This is a genomic window from Pseudarthrobacter oxydans (assembly GCF_013314975.1).
Classification (GTDB): Bacteria; Actinomycetota; Actinomycetes; order Actinomycetales; family Micrococcaceae; genus Arthrobacter; species Arthrobacter oxydans.
This window is the reverse complement of record NZ_JABTYH010000007.1, coordinates 91,151-105,871: the sequence shown is the minus strand read 5'-3', so window position 1 is coordinate 105,871 and position 14,721 is coordinate 91,151. Positions and strand designations below refer to the sequence as shown.

Sequence of the window (14,721 nt, the reverse complement as noted above, 5' to 3'; positions counted from 1 at the left end):
TTCCAGAGGTAGTCGCTGTGCCCATTGAGATTCCTACAGACCTGACTCCAGAACTCGTTCCGCTTTCCTGGCTCATTGGTGAGTGGGAGGGCCGCGGCCGCCTTGGCAGCGGTGACGAGGACTCGGAGCACTTCCTGCAGCACGTGTCCTTCACGCACAACGGCCTGCCGTACCTTCAGTACCGTGCGGAAAGTTGGCTGACGGACGACGACGGCACGCGCCTGCGGCCGCTCACCGTCGAGACAGGCTTTTGGGCGCTGGAGCGCAAACAGCTTGATGCCGACGGCGGCCCCGGCCTGATCCCCGCGGACATCGTTCCGGCGCTCAAGAGTGCGGACGAGGTGGAGGCCCTGCGCAACAGCGAGGGCGGCTTCGACATCTCGGTGTCCATCTCCCACCCCGGAGGCATTTCCGAGCTCTACTACGGGCAGATCAAAGGCCCGCAGATCCAGCTCACCACGGATATGGTGATGCGGGGGAGCCATTCCAAGGACTACAGCGCCGCCACCCGTATCTTCGGCCTGGTGGACGGCAACCTCCTGTGGCGCTGGGATGTTGCTGTTGGCGGCAAGGAAGGCAAAGGCCTGGAAGCGCATGCCTCGGCCTTCCTGAAAAAGGTTTCCTGACTCCTCCCGGTCCTTCGGCATGAAAGACGCAGGCGGCCCGGATCCACTCCGGCCTGAAAATCCGGAATACCGCCGAGCCCCAAGGACTTCTACTACATATGACTACTCCCAGCCCCCTGCTGTCGCGCCCGGGCGCCGTTGAGGCGGCCGGCGCGGACGCCGGCGTTGCCGCCCACTATGGTGAGCCCCTGCGCGAGCAGCGCGCCCTTGCGGCCGGAACCGCCGTCGTCGACCTCTCCCACCGCGGCGTTGTCACGGTAACCGGCCCGGACCGCCTGAGCTGGCTCAACACCCTTTCCTCGCAGCAGGTCGCCGGCCTGCAGCCGAATGAATCCAGTGAACTCCTCCTCCTGAGCGTGCAGGGCAGGATTGATTTCGACGCGCGGGTCATTGACGACGGCGCCACAACGTGGCTGATCGTCGAAGCTGCCGAGGCCGCACCCCTCGCCGGGTTCCTCAACAGGATGAAGTTCATGCTGCGGGTGGACATTGCCGATGTTTCCGCGGACTGGGCCGTTGTCGGCAGCACGAAAGCGGTCCCGGAATGGTCCGGCCTGCTGGCCTGGCAGGACCCGTGGCCGCACGTGGGGGCCGGGGGCTACTCCTATGCGACCATCCCGGAGGCCAGCCACCCCGGGCTCGACCGCCCGTGGTTCGAATACCTCGTTCCGGCTGATGACCTGGAGAAGACGGTCGCGGGGCGTCCCCTTGCGGGCGTCCTTGCCGCCGAAGCGCTGCGCGTGGCAGCCTGGCGTCCCCGGATCGGGGCGGAAACGGATGACAAGACCATCCCGCACGAACTTGACCTGCTCCGTACCGCGGTGCACCTGGCCAAGGGCTGCTACAAGGGCCAGGAAACCATAGCGCGGGTGCACAACCTCGGCCACCCGCCGCGCCGCCTCGTGTTCCTCCAGCTTGACGGATCCCAGCACACCCTGCCGGAGGCCGGCAGCCCGGTCCTGGCGGGGGAACGCAAAGTGGGGACGGTGACGTCCGTGGCCCAGCATTACGAGATGGGCCCGGTTGCGCTGGCAGTCATAAAACGTTCGGTCGCCGCGGATGAAATACTGACGGTCCTGGACGGCGACGAGCCATACCCTGCCGCCCAGGAACTCATCGTTGCCCCCGACGCCGGCCAGGTGGTGGGGCGCCAGACCGGATTCCTTAGGGGGCCACGACCATGACGGACAACGTTCAGCCCGGCCCAGGGCCCGACGACGACGCGCTGGCTTTGGCGCACACGCTCTTCCAGGCTGCCAGGGAGGGGGACACGGCGCTGCTCCGTGCCTACCTGGACGCGGGCGCTCCCGCCGCCCTGACCAATTCGGCAGGGGATTCCCTCCTCATGCTGGCCGCCTACCATGGCCACGCGGAAACCGTGCAGCTCATCCTGGAACACGGCGCCGAGCCCGGCACCGCCAACGACCGCGGCCAGACTCCGCTCGCGGGAGCGGCGTTCAAGGGCTACACCGATGTGGCCAGGGTCCTGCTGGATGCCGGCGCCGACCCCGATGCCGGAGCGCCGTCGGCCCGCGCCGCCGCCCAAATGTTCGCCCGCCAGGAGATCCTGGACCTCCTGGCCTAGGCGGGACCCAGCCGTTCACCCCGGTCCCGCCCGGCAGTAACCACCTGACGAAGGATGACCGTGGAAAACGTAGCAAAACCCTGGCCGGCCCTGTGGTCCCTGGTGATCGGGTTCTTTATGATCCTGATCGACACCACCATCGTGTCCGTGGCGAACCCGCGGATCATGGAGGGCCTGGACGCGGACATCAACTCGGTCATCTGGGTTACCAGCGCCTACCTTTTGGCCTATGCGGTCCCGCTGCTCATCACGGGCAGGCTGGGTGACCGCTTCGGCCCGAAGAAGCTGTACCTCTCAGGCCTGGTGGTCTTTACCCTGGCGTCGCTGTGGTGCGGGCTGTCCGGCGACGTGGAGACACTCATCGCGGCCCGCGTGCTGCAGGGGCTCGGCGCCGCCATGATGACGCCGCAGACCATGGCGGTCATCACCCGCATTTTTCCGCCGGACCGGCGGGGCGCGGCCATGGCCATCTGGGGTGCCACCGCCGGCATGGCCACCCTCGTGGGCCCCATCCTGGGCGGGGTCCTGGTGGACGGTCTCGGCTGGGAATGGATCTTCTTCATCAATGTCCCCATCGGCGTTGCCGGTTTTATCCTCGCCCTGCGCAACGTACCGGCCCTCAGCACCCACCCGCACCGGTTCGACATCCCCGGCGTGGTGCTGAGCGCCGTCGGACTTTTCCTCCTGGTGTTCGGCATCCAGGAAGGCGAAACCTACAACTGGGGCACCATCGCCGGGCCCGTGACTGTGTGGGGGCTCATCATCGCAGGCCTTGCCGTGCTGGCACTTTTTGTGGTCTGGCAGCGGTTCAACAAAGGCGAGCCGCTGCTGCCCCTGGCCCTCTTCCGGGACCGTAACTTCTCCCTGGCCAACATCGGAATCACCACCGTCGGCTTCACCGTGACCGCGTTCAGCCTGCCGCTCATCTTCTACTACCAGCTGGTCCGCGGCCTCACGCCCACCCAGTCCGCGCTGATGATGGTGCCCATGGCACTGATCTCGGGCGGACTGGCGCCGGTGGTGGGGAAGGTCATCGACAGGGTCAACCCGAAATTCATCACCGCAGCGGGCCTGGTGCTGATGGCCGTTGCCCTTGTATGGAACTCGGCCCTGATGCAGCCGGACACCCCCATCCTGCTGTTCCTCCTGCCCAGCGCCGTCCTCGGATTCGCGAACGCAGGCATCTGGGCTCCGCTCAGCACTACCGCCACCCGCAACCTTCCCCCGCGGCAGGCCGGGGCCGGGTCCGGCGTGTACAACACCACGCGGCAGATCGGCGCCGTGCTGGGCAGCGCCGCCATTGCGGTGCTGATCCAGGCGCGGCTGGCCGCGGAGCTTCCGGCCGGTGGCCCCGGCGGGGGAGCGGGCGAGGGAATGGCCCTGTCCGGAGGCCTCCCCGAGGCCCTCCACAGCGGATTTTCGACGGCGATGGGCCAGTCCATCCTGCTGCCTGCCGGGGTCATCCTGGTAGGCGCGGCCGTGGCGCTGTTCTTCGCCAAGCCGCAGCCGGTTCAGGGCTGGGGCGTGCCGGGGTCAGCCAAGGTGGACGCTGGTCTGGATTCCGCCGGCTGACAAGCCGAGCTTCCGGGCCAGCGCCAGGGAACCTGTATTGCTGACGTCCGTCCGCCACTGGAGGGTCAGGCCCGCCGCGAGGGCCTCGTGGGCGGCAATCGAGGCTGCCAGGGAGCCCAGTCCGCGCCGGCGCCATTCAGGGTCCACCAGGACGCCAAGATGCGCCAGCAGCCCTTCCCACTCCGAGTAGGCTCCGCAAGCCAGGGGCACCCGGCGCCCCTCCAGTTCATGGACGATCGTGTAGCGGTTCTCCAGGTCTGAAAGGCCCACTTCGTTGACGTCGTCGGGCGGGCACCGGCCCTCAAGCTCGATCGCCTCGGCGTTGCCGTGCGAGACGGTCATTTCCTCCGGCGGCTGCCTGAGGGGCAGGTCGTCCGCAAAAAAGAGTGCGGCTGCCCCCAGCCCGTGCCCGCCGTGCGACCTGGTGAGGGTCAGCAGGGTGACGTGCTGCGCCATTTCCTCGTCGGGGATGTCCGCCGCGGTGTCGATGACCCACTGGGGACCCACCAGCGCCGAGCTGCCGAACAGCCGGACGAACTCGACGGTCCGCGCCGACTCGTCGGCGCGGACTATGCGTTCCCCGGAGGCCAGGGCGGAGCTGAAGGCGTCATCATCCAGCCCCAGGCGCCGGGCCCACGCAAGCTGGATGATGGCGGCCGAACCGGGGTCGAGTGTCATGCTCCCAGCCTAGGGCGGGCAACCGGTCCCGTTGGGGAGGACACATCGGCCGCAGCCACTCTTCAGGTATGCCGGACGGCTCAGCCGAACAGGACGGCAGCTTCGTCGTAGCGGTTCTGCGGGACGGTCTTCAGCTTGCCCAGGGCTTCCTGGAAGCCCACGTGCTCGATGTCCGTTCCCTTGAGCGCCACCATGGTGCCCCAGTAGCCCTCGACCACCGAGTCGATGGCCGCCATGCCCAGCCGGGTGGCCAGGACACGGTCGAAAGCGGACGGCACGCCGCCGCGCTGGATGTGGCCCAGGATGGTGGCACGGGTTTCAATGCCGGTCCGCGCTTCAAGCTCAGGGGCCAGCTGGTCCGCGATGCCGCCCAGGCGGGGCCGGCCGAAGGTATCCAGGCCGCGCTCGGAATGCGGGGTTTCCATGTGCTCGGGAACGAACCCCTCAGCCACGACCACCAGAGGCGCACGGCCACGGGCATGGGCCTCGTTCACCCACTCGGTGATCTGCTCGATGCTGACTTTCTGTTCCGGAATGAGGATGGCGTGGGCACCTGCAGCCATACCGGCGTGCAGGGCGATCCACCCGACGTGCCGGCCCATGACTTCGGCAATCATGCACCGGTGGTGCGACTCCCCGGTGGTCCGGAGCCGGTCGATGGCCTCGGTGGCGATCTGCACGGCGGTGTCGAAACCGAAGGTGTAGTCGGTGGCGTCGAGGTCGTTGTCAACAGTCTTGGGAACACCGACGATCTTCAGGCCGGCGTCGGTAAGCCGCTTGGCCGCTGCCAGCGTGCCCTCACCGCCGATCGCAATGATGGCATCGATGCCCAGGCGCTCCATGTGGGCCTTGATGACCTCGGGGCCGCCGCCGTTTTCGAACGGGTTGGTGCGGGAGGTACCCAGGATGGTGCCGCCCTGCTTGGCAATGCCGCGGACCATGGTCCGGGGGATGTCGATGATGTCGCCCTCAACAACGCCGCGCCAGCCGTCGAGGAAACCGACGAACTCGTGGCCGTGGATGGCAATTCCCTTGAGGACTGCTCCGCGGATCACCGCATTCAGTCCGGGGCAGTCGCCACCGCTGGTAAGGATTCCAATTTTCATGTCTCGCTCAAATCCTGGGGAGTGGGTTTACAGGCAGAGCGCCACGCTGAGCTCACATAGAGTCTAGTGCGGTGTGTGCGGTACGACACAAACTGGTTACACGAAGGGCCCCGCTCCAAGGTGGAGGAGCGGGGCCCTGTGTGGCGGTGTATCACGGGCGGTTCAGTGACCGCCTGTCGAGGAACGACTGCAGCGGGATGACGTTCCGCTGGTCCGGCAGGACAGCCCAGGCCACGAGGTAGAAAACGAAGGCGGGGCCGGGGAGGAGGGCAAAGAGGAGGAAGGCAATGCGGACGTAGGCCACATCCACGTTGAGTTTTGCCGCAATCCCTCCCAGGACGCCCCCCAGGATGCGCTGGGGTCCGCGTTTCAGGCCCAGGCCCCTGACGATGCTGAAGAATTTATCCATGGTTCAAGACTTCCGTGTTGTGGTGCCGTTGTCACTTTTCCTGGCGGAGAGGAGTCCTCCGACCACCAGGGCCGCACCCGCTCCGATCATGAGGCCGATCAGGACGTAGGTCCCATTGAGGGTGACGATTCCGAGCTGGGCGATGATGATCAGGGCTGCGAGGGCAACCACGATCAGGCCCCATACGATGGTTCCCACCCGCGCCCCGGAGGGAGGGGCGGAGTCGGTGCGTGCCGCCGCGGAGCTCCCCGGAATGTAGGGGTCCGGCGCCGGTGTTTGGCTGCTCATGTCAATTTCCTTCCTCGATGGTGACGTTGCTGACGGTGCCGTCGATCTCGATGACCAGGTGGCTGCCGGGCTTGTCGGTGTTGTAGCTGCTTTCGCGTGTGGTTGTCCCGCCGCGCTGGCTTCCGCCTTCCGCGAGGTTCCCCAGGGTCATATCTGCCCGGATGTCCACGGGCACGGAGTCAGGGATCACCACGGTGACATTGCTGGCGGTGAAGTCCAGGGGGACAAGCACCTCGGACTCAAGGGGGGCGTCCAGCGCGAGCCCGGTGAGGTCAACGGTTCCCCGTCCCGCCGTGATGTTCAGTCCTTCGCTTGCCTGCTGGATGCTCGTGGGGGCCCAGTCAACTTCCTGGAAGCGGACGCGCTCGCCGTTGTTGCCCACCACATTGAAGATTCCTCCCGTGATGAGGGCTGCCACCGCAAAGAACGACAGGATGCCCGAAGTGCGGCCGCGGAAGCCCAGAATGAGGATCCCGAGGCCCAGGACCGCCGCCGCGCTGGCCCATGCGATGGCGTTCGTAGAGTCACCGAGGTCGATGATGTTGGTGACGTCCAGGGCTTTCAGCCCCGCGCCGACGATCAGTGCGCTGCCGGCAGCGATGGCGACGGCGGGGGCCCCGGGGCCTGCGGGGCGCGCCTTGGGTGCCGGCGGAGGACCCTGCGGCTGCCAGGTGCTGCCCGCGCCTTTGTTGTCCCATCCGCCGCTTCCGGAGCCGCCGGCGCCGTAGGGGCTGCCGGTGAACGGGCCGGTCCCTGCAACGTCCGGGTACAGGGGCGCCGTTGCCGCCGAGGCTGCGGCAGAGTGCGTGGTGGTACCGGGGTATGGGGTGCCCGGGTAAGAGGTGGCGCCGGGTGCGGCTGCGCCCGCCGGTGTGCCCACCGCTGCTTTGTTGCGCTGCGCGAGGTAGTAGATCAGGTAGATGGCGCCGCCAACCCAGAAGAGGGTCCAGAGGAAGGCGCCGAAACCGTGGTTGCTCCAGCCCCAGAAGTCGCCGCCCAGCCCGCTGAAGCCGAGGATTACGGCGATCAGGGAACCGGTCATGCCGCTGGTCCACCGTCCGGCGCCGGCTTCCTGGACATGGATCCTTCCATCGGGCTCTGGCAGGAAGGCCCATGCCAGGCCGTAGAAAAGTACACCAATGCCCGCGAAAAGGGTCATCACGATGAAGACGCCCCGGACGATCAGCGGGTCGATACCCAGGCGCCGGGCGATGCCGCTGGAGACGCCGCCGATCCAGCGGTCCTGGCCGCGGGTGATCCCATGGCTGCGCACCCAGCCGAAGAAGTCGGTCTGCTGGGTGGGTGCACCGGCATACGGGTAGCTGCCGGCGCCCGGGCTTGCGCTGCCCGGGCTTGCGCTGCCCGGGCCGGAGCTGCCCTGGCCCGGGTACGCTCCGGCAGGCTGCCCGGCATAGGCCGCACCGGCGCCGTCGTACGCCGCGTCATCCCGCATGGACCGGTGAGAGGAGCCGTCCCCGTCGTCGTGCTCCGGTTCCTGCTCCGGGGCCGGACCCGACGCCGGCGGGGGAACAGGTGAGGGGGAAGGCACGGACTGGGAGCCAGCCGGCGGGAGGGGCTCGGTGGGGTTTTCGTTGTCCCGTTTGGGGAGGGGCTCCGTCGGGTGGCCGTCATCAGGGGTGGAGGTTTGCGAGTTCATGCTTCGATCCTTCCGCCTGCGGCGCTTCGGCTCTACTGGGGGACACCCTGAATGGTCCCTGAGAGGACCCCGGATCCGGCCGGATTGCGGGCCCGGGAACCCTGATCCGTGCTTGGATTGATCCATGACAACCGTGCCCGCCCGCCTCCCGCTGGTCCGCCGCAGCGACCGCTTCATCGCAGGCGTGTGCTCCGGCCTGGCCGCACACCTGGGCGTGCCCGTGGTCCACGTGCGGGTGGCAATGGTCCTTGCGTCGCTGGCCGGCGGTGCCGGCGTCGTCTTCTATGCCTGGTTGTGGATCATGGTCCCCACGGCTGACGAAAGCGCCCGGCGCCAGGCGCGCCGGCCGTCGTCGCCCATTGCACCGGCTGTCAGCCGGGAGACCGTGCCGGCCGCAGTTCCCTGGGCAGCGGCCCCGGCGGGTGGCGGCATTGACGGGATCGCGCCGCCCAGCAGGCCCGACGGCGGCCCACGGACGGATAATGCCTCTCCACGCGGCCTCGGATACCCCGCCCTGGGGGAAGCCGCAGCGTCCGCGTCCGAGCCCGTCCGGCCGCCCTGGTTCCGGTTCCGGGAGATGCGCTACGGCAAGGAAATCCTGCTCGGAACCGGGCTGCTGCTCGTGGCGGGCATCCTGATCGCCCAACTGCTGGGCGTGGATGTGCCACTGGGAACCCTGATACCCGCTGCGGCAGTGCTCGGCGGCGCCTCCATTGCCTGGATGCAGCTGGATGAGACCCGGCGGGCCGGGCTCGTGGACAAAACCAAGGCGGACCAGGCAGGGGGCTGGGCCCGGCTCGCGGCAGGGCTGGCGCTGGTGGTGGCCGGCGTCCTGGTGATGGTGTCCGGCTCCGGTTCCTGGGAGCAGACCTGGCTGGCGCTGCTGGCCTCGGTGGCTGTCCTCGGCGGGGTGGTGCTGGTCCTGCTGCCATGGGCGCTGAAGTTCTGGCGCGACCTGGAGGCGGAGCGGGCCGGCAGGATCCGGGAGACCGAACGGGCCGAGATTGCCGCCCACCTGCATGACTCGGTGCTGCAGACGCTGGCCCTGATCCAGCGTCGGGCGGCCAGCGAGCACGACGTCGTCCGGCTGGCCCGTGCCCAGGAACGCGAGCTGCGGGGCTGGCTTTTTGCGGATCCCGGCAAGGACGCCGGGCACCTGTCGGACCGGATCAAGGCCGTGGCAGCCGAAGTGGAGGACCTGCTGGGCAACGCCGTCGAGGTGGTCTGCGTGGGGGACACTGCCGTCACGGAGGGCCATGAAGCGCTGATCCAGGCCAGCCGGGAGGCCATGCTCAATGCCTCCCGCCACGGCGGCGGGACCGTTTCGGTCTACCTGGAGGCATCCGGCGGCCGTGCCGAGGTGTTTATCAAGGACCGCGGCCCCGGCTTCGACCTGCAGCATGTGCCGGAGGACAGGCTCGGGGTCAGGGAATCCATCATCGGCCGCATGAACCGCCACGGCGGTACAGCGGCAATCACCAGCAGCAGCGAAGGCACGGAGGTGCGGCTGGGCTTTCCCGCCGCCCCGCAGGACAGCACGGAAGGCAAGCCATGAACACAACGCAGGGACCGGGTTCGGATCCGGCCGCCAGGTCCGCCAGGGTGGTCATTGTCGACGACCACGCGATCTTCCGCTCGGGCCTGAAAGCGGACCTGGACCCCAGCATCCAGGTGGTGGGCGAGGCAGCCACGGTGGAACAGGCCATCGCCGTCATAGCACAGCAGCGCCCGGACGTGGTGCTGCTGGACGTCCACCTGCCCGGAGGCCTGGGCGGCGGGGGCCGTGAGGTTATCGCCGGTTCCGCAGCCCTGCTCCCTGCCACCAAGTTCCTTGCCCTCAGCGTCTCGGACGCGGCCGAGGACGTTGTGGCGGTAATCCGGGCGGGAGCACGCGGCTACGTCACCAAGACCATCTCGGGGGCGGAAATCACTGACGCCGTGTACCGGGTTGCCGGCGGTGACGCGGTCTTCTCGCCCCGGCTTGCAGGCTTTGTCCTGGACGCTTTTGGTACCGCCCCCGCGGACATCGCCGACGACGAACTGGACAGGCTGTCCGCGCGGGAACTCGAGGTCATGCGCCTCATCGCCCGCGGCTACAGCTACAAGGAAGTGGCCAAGGAGCTCTTCATCAGCATCAAGACGGTGGAAACCCACGTATCAGCGGTACTGCGGAAGCTGCAGCTCTCCAGCCGCCACGAGCTGACCAAGTGGGCCGCAGAGCGCCGCCTCCTCTAATCCCACGTCCCCAAACGCTCTCTCACTTGATGCGCCTTAACGCCAAACGCTCTCTCACTTGATGCGCCTTAACGCCAAACGCTCTATCACTCACCGGGAAGGGAGTGATAGAGCGTTTAGGGAATTCCTGCGTTAAGTGAGAGAGAGCGTCCTACTGGGCCTTGCCCAGGAAGTCCTGCAGCCGCTGCACGCCGGTGGCCAGGTCCTCGTCGCCGAGGGCGTAGGAAAGGCGCAGGTAGCCGGAAGGACCAAAGGCCTCACCCGGAACCACGGCCACTTCAACCTCGTCCAGGATCAGCGCTGCGAGCTCGGCAGAGGTCTGCGGGGTTGCGGTGCCGGAGGCGGTGGGAAACTCTTTGCCCAGCAGCCCACGGACATCGGCGTAGACGTAGAAGGCGCCCTTCGGCGTCGGGCATTCCACGCCGTCGATGGCGTTCAGGCCCGCAACGATCGCCTTGCGGCGGCGGTCGAATGCCACCTTCATCTCATCAACAGCCGTCAGCGGGCCGGAAACCGCGGCGAGGGCGGCGATCTGCATGATGTTGGAGACGTTGGAGGTGGCATGCGACTGCAGGTTGGTGGCGGCCTTGATGACGTCGGCCGGACCGATCATCCAGCCCACCCGCCAGCCGGTCATGGCATAGGTTTTGGCAACGCCGTTCAGGATCACCACTTTGTCGCCCAGTTCCGGCGCCGCGGTGGCGATCGAAGTGAAGGGAACGCCGTCGTAGGTCAGGTGCTCGTAGATCTCGTCCGTGACCACCCAAAGGCCCTTGGACGCTGCCCACTTGCCGATCTCCGCCACCTGCTCCGGCGAGTAGACAGAGCCGGTGGGGTTGGACGGCGACACGAACAACAGGATTTTCGTCCTGTCCGTAAGGGCTGCTTCGAGCTGTTCCACAGTGACCAGGTAGTCCTGCTCAGGACCCGCAAACACCTCCACGGGGACACCGCCGGCCAGGCGGATGGCCTCCGGGTAGGTAGTCCAGAACGGGGTGGGGACAATAACCTCATCTCCCGGATCAACCAGGGTGGCGAAGGTGTTGTACACGGCCTGCTTGCCGCCGTTGGTCACCAGGACCTGGGCGGCGTCCACTGCATAGCCGGAGTCGCGCAGCGTCTTGTCGGCTATGGCCTTCTTCAGCTCCGGCAATCCGCCGGCAGGGGAGTAGCGGTGGTACTTCGGCTGGCCGGCAGCTTCGATGGCGGCCTGGACGATGTAGTCCGGAGTGGGGAAGTCCGGTTCGCCCGCACCAAACCCAATAACCGGCCGGCCCGCTGCCTTCAGCGCCTTCGCCTTGGCGTCAACGGCGAGGGTTGCGGATTCGGCAATTGCGGAAATGCGCTGGGAAACGCGGGCGGCAGACATGGCAGGTCCGTTCTTCGCTTGCAGCCTGGGGGCTGGAATGTGGGATTCGACGAGTTCTACTCTATGCTGTTCACCGGACCCTCCGGGTTGCCGGTTTTGATTTGTGACTGTGTCCCGGTCACATGTCAGGCAGGCCGTCAGGCGGGGGCCGGAAATGGGCCGGTTCGACGAACACGAAGTTGTTGCGTAGACTGGTTCACCGGTGTTGAAACACGGATGATGACGTGCGCCCCAGCTCAGACTGGAGGCTCGTTGTCAGAGGGTGGAATTCACTCCATAGGGTAGTGGCGCAATTGGTAGCGCAGCGGTCTCCAAAACCGCAGGTTGCAGGTTCGAGTCCTGTCTGCCCTGCGCAAGCGCCCCGGGCGAAAATCCGGGGCAAGCGCAGCAACCATGGTTCTGTTCAGGGCCGGGTAATCCAACATTGCAAAGATGAGCGAGGACCAGGTGACCGAAACAGCTGCCAGCAGCTCCAAGGGCCGCCCAGCTAAGAAGGACGCCAAGGCAAACTTCTTCGCCCGCATTGCACTCTTCGTCCGCCAGATCATCGGCGAACTGAAGAAGGTTGTTGCACCCACCCGCAAGGAACTGATCAATTACACGCTCGTGGTGCTGGTGTTCGTGGGCATCATGATGGTCATCGTCAGCCTGCTGGACATCGGTTTTGGAACCGCCGTCGGCTGGGTCTTCGGCGGGACCGGCACCACGGACAGCTAACGCTGCACGGTCCGCAGGCCGCGTGTTCCTCCGGGATTCCCGGACGGAACGCCGGTGTGCGGAATTGAGCCATTTAAATAGGCATGTTAGGCAATGAGGAAGCAGGAGACCAAGTGTCTGAGCAGGAGCTCGAGGTAACCGAGACTGAGCTGGAAGAGTCCGCGGACGTCACGGCAGAAGCCGGTGACGAGTCTGAGGTTGATTCCTCCGCGCCCGAATCCGAGGACGCCGGTTCCGACTTTGACGCCGAGGCAGACGCCGGCTCCGAAGAGGAGTCCACTGACGCCCTCGCCGCTGCCGCCGCCAAAGCAGACGTTGACCCCGCCGAGGAGTTCAAGGCCAAGCTGCGCCGCCAGGAAGGTGACTGGTACGTCATCCACTCCTACGCCGGTTACGAAAACCGCGTGAAGGCCAACCTGGAAACCCGCATCCAGACCCTGGACATGGAAGATTACATCTTCGAGATCCAGGTGCCCATGGAAGAAGTCGTTGAGATCAAGAATGCTCAGCGCAAGGTCATCAACCGCGTCCGGATCCCCGGCTACGTGCTGGTCCGCATGGACCTCACGGACGCCTCGTGGGGCGCCGTCCGCCACACCCCGGGTGTCACCGGCTTCGTGGGTAACGCCCACAACCCCGTGCCGCTTCGCCTGGACGAGGTCTTCTCCATGCTTGCTCCCGTCTTCGAGGAAGAGCAGGCCGAGAAGGGCAAGCCGGTCAACAAGCAGAACCAGGCCCCCGTGGATGTTGACTTCGAGGTTGGCGAGTCCGTCATCGTCAAGGAAGGCCCGTTCGAGACCCTTCCCGCCACCATTTCCGAGATCAAGGTCGAATCCCAGACCCTCGTGGTGCTCGTATCCATCTTCGAGCGCGAAACGCCGGTTACCCTGGCGTTCAACCAGGTCACCAAGATCTGATCACCCAAGAATTCGTCCCGGGGCTGCCCGCTTAGCAGTACCGGAACGGCCGGCCGCCTTGCCATGGCGGCCACAAACCTGAGGCACGCTCCTGTGCCCCAGGACGTTATTGAGAGAAGGACCCTACATTGGCTCCCAAGAAGAAGGTCACCGGCCTCATCAAGCTGCAGATCCAGGCAGGTGCCGCTAACCCGGCCCCGCCGATCGGTCCTGCGCTTGGCCAGCACGGTGTCAACATCATGGAATTCTGCAAGGCGTACAACGCTGCGACGGAAGCCCAGCGCGGAAACGTCATTCCCGTGGAAATCACGGTCTACGAGGACCGTTCCTTCACGTTCATCACCAAGACCCCGCCGGCTGCAGAGCTCATCAAGAAGGCTGCAGGCGTCGCCAAGGGTTCAGCAACCCCGCACACCGTCAAGGTTGCCAAGCTGACCCAGGCACAGGTCAACGAGATCGCCTCCACCAAGATGGAAGACCTCAACGCCACCAGCCTCGAAGGCGCAGCGAAGATCATCGCCGGCACCGCCCGCTCCATGGGCATCACCGTCGAAGGCTAGCCGCTTCCGCCGCTTTGGTGTTGTGTCCCGCAATAAGGGCACGACGACGGGCGGCACCGCCGGGACACCGGCACCACCAAAACTGAAATGTTGGGAAACGGGCACGGATAACGAGCCCGCCCACCAACTGTGGCAGGGCCCAGCGCGGTCCGCAGACCACAACTGCACAAGGAGAAATAAGCAGCATGGCAAAGCGCAGCAAAGCATATGAGGCAGCAGCCGCCAAGATCGACGCGGAGAAGTTCTACGCGCCGTTCGAGGCAGTAACCCTCGCCAAGGACACCAACCCGTCCAAGTTCGACGCCACCGTTGAGGTTGCATTCCGCCTCGGCGTCGACCCCCGCAAGGCTGACCAGATGGTCCGCGGCACCGTCAACCTGCCCCACGGCACCGGTAAGGTTTCCCGCGTCCTCGTGTTCGCCACCGGTGACAAGGCTGAGGCAGCAATCGCCGCCGGCGCCGACTTCGTTGGTTCCGACGACCTGATCGAAAAGATCGCAGCCGGCTGGACCGACTTCGACGCCGCCGTCGCCACCCCTGACCTCATGGGCAAGGTTGGCCGCCTCGGTAAGGTCCTGGGCCCGCGTAACCTGATGCCGAACCCGAAGACGGGCACCGTGACCCCCGACGTCACCAAGGCCGTCAACGACATCAAGGGTGGAAAGATCGACTTCCGCGTCGACAAGCACTCCAACCTGCACTTCATCATCGGCAAGGTCTCCTTCGACGCCGTCAAGCTGGCCGAGAACTACGCAGCAGCGCTCGAAGAGGTGCTTCGCCTGAAGCCGTCCGCTTCCAAGGGCCGCTACATCCAGAAGGCCACGGTTGCCACCACCTTCGGTCCCGGCATCTCCGTCGACCCGAACGTCACCAAGGTTCTGACCGAGGCCTAAATCCTCGTCTGAAGCTCCTGCAGCGGAACCCGTCCGCCGCAACAAACCGCCCGGCACCTGTGCCGGGCGGTTTTGTTTAAGCTGCGAAACTATCCCGCCGCCGGTACCT

The 14,721-nt window shown here is 66.3% G+C and carries 16 protein-coding genes and 1 tRNA gene; 11 read left to right on the top strand and 6 right to left on the bottom strand.

Going from position 1 to position 14,721, the window contains the following annotated elements; genetic code table 11:
- Nucleotides 1-17: 17 nt before the first annotated feature.
- The 4 genes from HTS88_RS07010 (at nt 18) to HTS88_RS06995 (ending at nt 3,783) form a co-directional block, all read left to right on the top strand.
- Complete coding sequence (locus HTS88_RS07010; protein WP_104998656.1) at nt 18-626, top strand: nitrobindin family protein; 609 nt, start codon at nt 18-20, stop codon at nt 624-626.
- A 98-nt stretch (nt 627-724) separates the two neighbouring features.
- A complete protein-coding gene (gene ygfZ, locus HTS88_RS07005; RefSeq protein WP_174176771.1) occupies nt 725-1,810 on the top strand; it encodes a CAF17-like 4Fe-4S cluster assembly/insertion protein YgfZ in 1,086 nt (361 codons plus the stop codon).
- Nucleotides 1,807-2,211: an ankyrin repeat domain-containing protein gene (locus HTS88_RS07000; RefSeq protein WP_174176769.1), complete on the top strand. Its 405-nt coding sequence runs from the start codon at nt 1,807-1,809 to the stop codon at nt 2,209-2,211. The genes ygfZ and HTS88_RS07000 overlap by 4 nt, the downstream gene beginning before the upstream one ends.
- 60 nt (nt 2,212-2,271) lie before the next feature.
- On the top strand, nt 2,272-3,783 hold the full coding sequence (locus HTS88_RS06995) for a DHA2 family efflux MFS transporter permease subunit (protein ID WP_174176767.1): 1,512 nt from the start codon (nt 2,272-2,274) through the stop codon (nt 3,781-3,783).
- On the opposite strand, the gene HTS88_RS06990 is transcribed toward HTS88_RS06995, so the two are convergent.
- From HTS88_RS06990 to HTS88_RS06970, 5 genes are all read right to left on the bottom strand, one after another.
- Entirely contained in the window at nt 3,745-4,461 is a 717-nt protein-coding gene (locus HTS88_RS06990; RefSeq protein WP_174176765.1) for a GNAT family N-acetyltransferase, read from the bottom strand. The two genes, HTS88_RS06995 and HTS88_RS06990, sit on opposite strands and share 39 nt — an antisense overlap.
- Nucleotides 4,462-4,541: 80 nt before the next feature.
- Nucleotides 4,542-5,567, bottom strand: a complete 1,026-nt coding sequence (locus HTS88_RS06985; protein ID WP_104184350.1) for an ATP-dependent 6-phosphofructokinase — start codon at nt 5,565-5,567, stop codon at nt 4,542-4,544.
- A gap of 151 nt (nt 5,568-5,718) precedes the next feature.
- Entirely contained in the window at nt 5,719-5,976 is a 258-nt protein-coding gene (locus HTS88_RS06980; protein ID WP_174176763.1) for a PspC domain-containing protein, read from the bottom strand.
- A 3-nt stretch (nt 5,977-5,979) separates the two neighbouring features.
- Nucleotides 5,980-6,264, bottom strand: coding sequence for a hypothetical protein (locus HTS88_RS06975; RefSeq protein WP_217432282.1), 285 nt, complete (start codon nt 6,262-6,264; stop codon nt 5,980-5,982).
- A 1-nt stretch (nt 6,265) separates the two neighbouring features.
- Entirely contained in the window at nt 6,266-7,921 is a 1,656-nt protein-coding gene (locus HTS88_RS06970) for a PspC domain-containing protein (protein ID WP_174176761.1), read from the bottom strand.
- Between the two features lie 124 nt (nt 7,922-8,045).
- Between HTS88_RS06970 and HTS88_RS06965 the strand changes: the two genes are divergently transcribed.
- Both HTS88_RS06965 and HTS88_RS06960 read left to right on the top strand, forming a co-directional pair.
- Nucleotides 8,046-9,476 (top strand): ATP-binding protein, encoded by a 1,431-nt coding sequence (locus HTS88_RS06965; protein ID WP_174176759.1) that lies wholly within the window; start codon nt 8,046-8,048, stop codon nt 9,474-9,476.
- Nucleotides 9,473-10,156: a LuxR C-terminal-related transcriptional regulator gene (locus HTS88_RS06960; RefSeq protein ID WP_174176757.1), complete on the top strand. Its 684-nt coding sequence runs from the start codon at nt 9,473-9,475 to the stop codon at nt 10,154-10,156. Before HTS88_RS06965 ends, HTS88_RS06960 begins: the two co-directional genes overlap by 4 nt.
- Before the next feature lie 151 nt (nt 10,157-10,307).
- Here the strand turns inward: HTS88_RS06960 and HTS88_RS06955 are convergent, their stop codons facing one another.
- Nucleotides 10,308-11,525: a pyridoxal phosphate-dependent aminotransferase gene (locus tag HTS88_RS06955; RefSeq protein WP_174176755.1), complete on the bottom strand. Its 1,218-nt coding sequence runs from the start codon at nt 11,523-11,525 to the stop codon at nt 10,308-10,310.
- Between the two features lie 278 nt (nt 11,526-11,803).
- Here HTS88_RS06955 and HTS88_RS06950 point away from each other — a divergent pair.
- The 5 genes from HTS88_RS06950 to rplA all read left to right on the top strand — a co-directional run bounded on the left by HTS88_RS06950 (nt 11,804) and on the right by rplA (nt 14,612).
- Nucleotides 11,804-11,876 (top strand) — tRNA-Trp (locus HTS88_RS06950).
- An 81-nt stretch (nt 11,877-11,957) separates the two neighbouring features.
- Complete coding sequence (gene secE, locus HTS88_RS06945) at nt 11,958-12,242, top strand: preprotein translocase subunit SecE (RefSeq protein ID WP_104184345.1); 285 nt, start codon at nt 11,958-11,960, stop codon at nt 12,240-12,242.
- Between the two features lie 113 nt (nt 12,243-12,355).
- Nucleotides 12,356-13,159: a transcription termination/antitermination protein NusG gene (gene nusG, locus HTS88_RS06940; protein ID WP_174176753.1), complete on the top strand. Its 804-nt coding sequence runs from the start codon at nt 12,356-12,358 to the stop codon at nt 13,157-13,159.
- Between the two features lie 128 nt (nt 13,160-13,287).
- A complete protein-coding gene (gene rplK, locus HTS88_RS06935) occupies nt 13,288-13,719 on the top strand; it encodes a 50S ribosomal protein L11 (protein ID WP_003803853.1) in 432 nt (143 codons plus the stop codon).
- 185 nt (nt 13,720-13,904) lie between these two features.
- A complete protein-coding gene (gene rplA / locus HTS88_RS06930) occupies nt 13,905-14,612 on the top strand; it encodes a 50S ribosomal protein L1 (RefSeq protein ID WP_066277900.1) in 708 nt (235 codons plus the stop codon).
- The last annotated feature ends 109 nt before the right edge of the window (nt 14,613-14,721 follow it).

Coding starts and splice junctions, on each gene's coding strand:
- HTS88_RS07000 (WP_174176769.1), top strand. CDS start 1,807: ATGACGGACAACGTTCAGCCCGGCCCAGGGCCCGACGACGACGCGCTG.
- HTS88_RS06965 (WP_174176759.1), top strand. CDS start 8,046: ATGACAACCGTGCCCGCCCGCCTCCCGCTGGTCCGCCGCAGCGACCGC.
- HTS88_RS06955 (WP_174176755.1), bottom strand. CDS start 11,525: ATGTCTGCCGCCCGCGTTTCCCAGCGCATTTCCGCAATTGCCGAATCC.
- HTS88_RS06975 (WP_217432282.1), bottom strand. CDS start 6,264: ATGAGCAGCCAAACACCGGCGCCGGACCCCTACATTCCGGGGAGCTCC.
- HTS88_RS06960 (WP_174176757.1), top strand. CDS start 9,473: ATGAACACAACGCAGGGACCGGGTTCGGATCCGGCCGCCAGGTCCGCC.
- ygfZ (WP_174176771.1), top strand. CDS start 725: ATGACTACTCCCAGCCCCCTGCTGTCGCGCCCGGGCGCCGTTGAGGCG.
- rplA (WP_066277900.1), top strand. CDS start 13,905: ATGGCAAAGCGCAGCAAAGCATATGAGGCAGCAGCCGCCAAGATCGAC.
- secE (WP_104184345.1), top strand. CDS start 11,958: ATGAGCGAGGACCAGGTGACCGAAACAGCTGCCAGCAGCTCCAAGGGC.
- HTS88_RS06985 (WP_104184350.1), bottom strand. CDS start 5,567: ATGAAAATTGGAATCCTTACCAGCGGTGGCGACTGCCCCGGACTGAAT.
- HTS88_RS06970 (WP_174176761.1), bottom strand. CDS start 7,921: ATGAACTCGCAAACCTCCACCCCTGATGACGGCCACCCGACGGAGCCC.
- HTS88_RS06990 (WP_174176765.1), bottom strand. CDS start 4,461: ATGACACTCGACCCCGGTTCGGCCGCCATCATCCAGCTTGCGTGGGCC.
- HTS88_RS06980 (WP_174176763.1), bottom strand. CDS start 5,976: ATGGATAAATTCTTCAGCATCGTCAGGGGCCTGGGCCTGAAACGCGGA.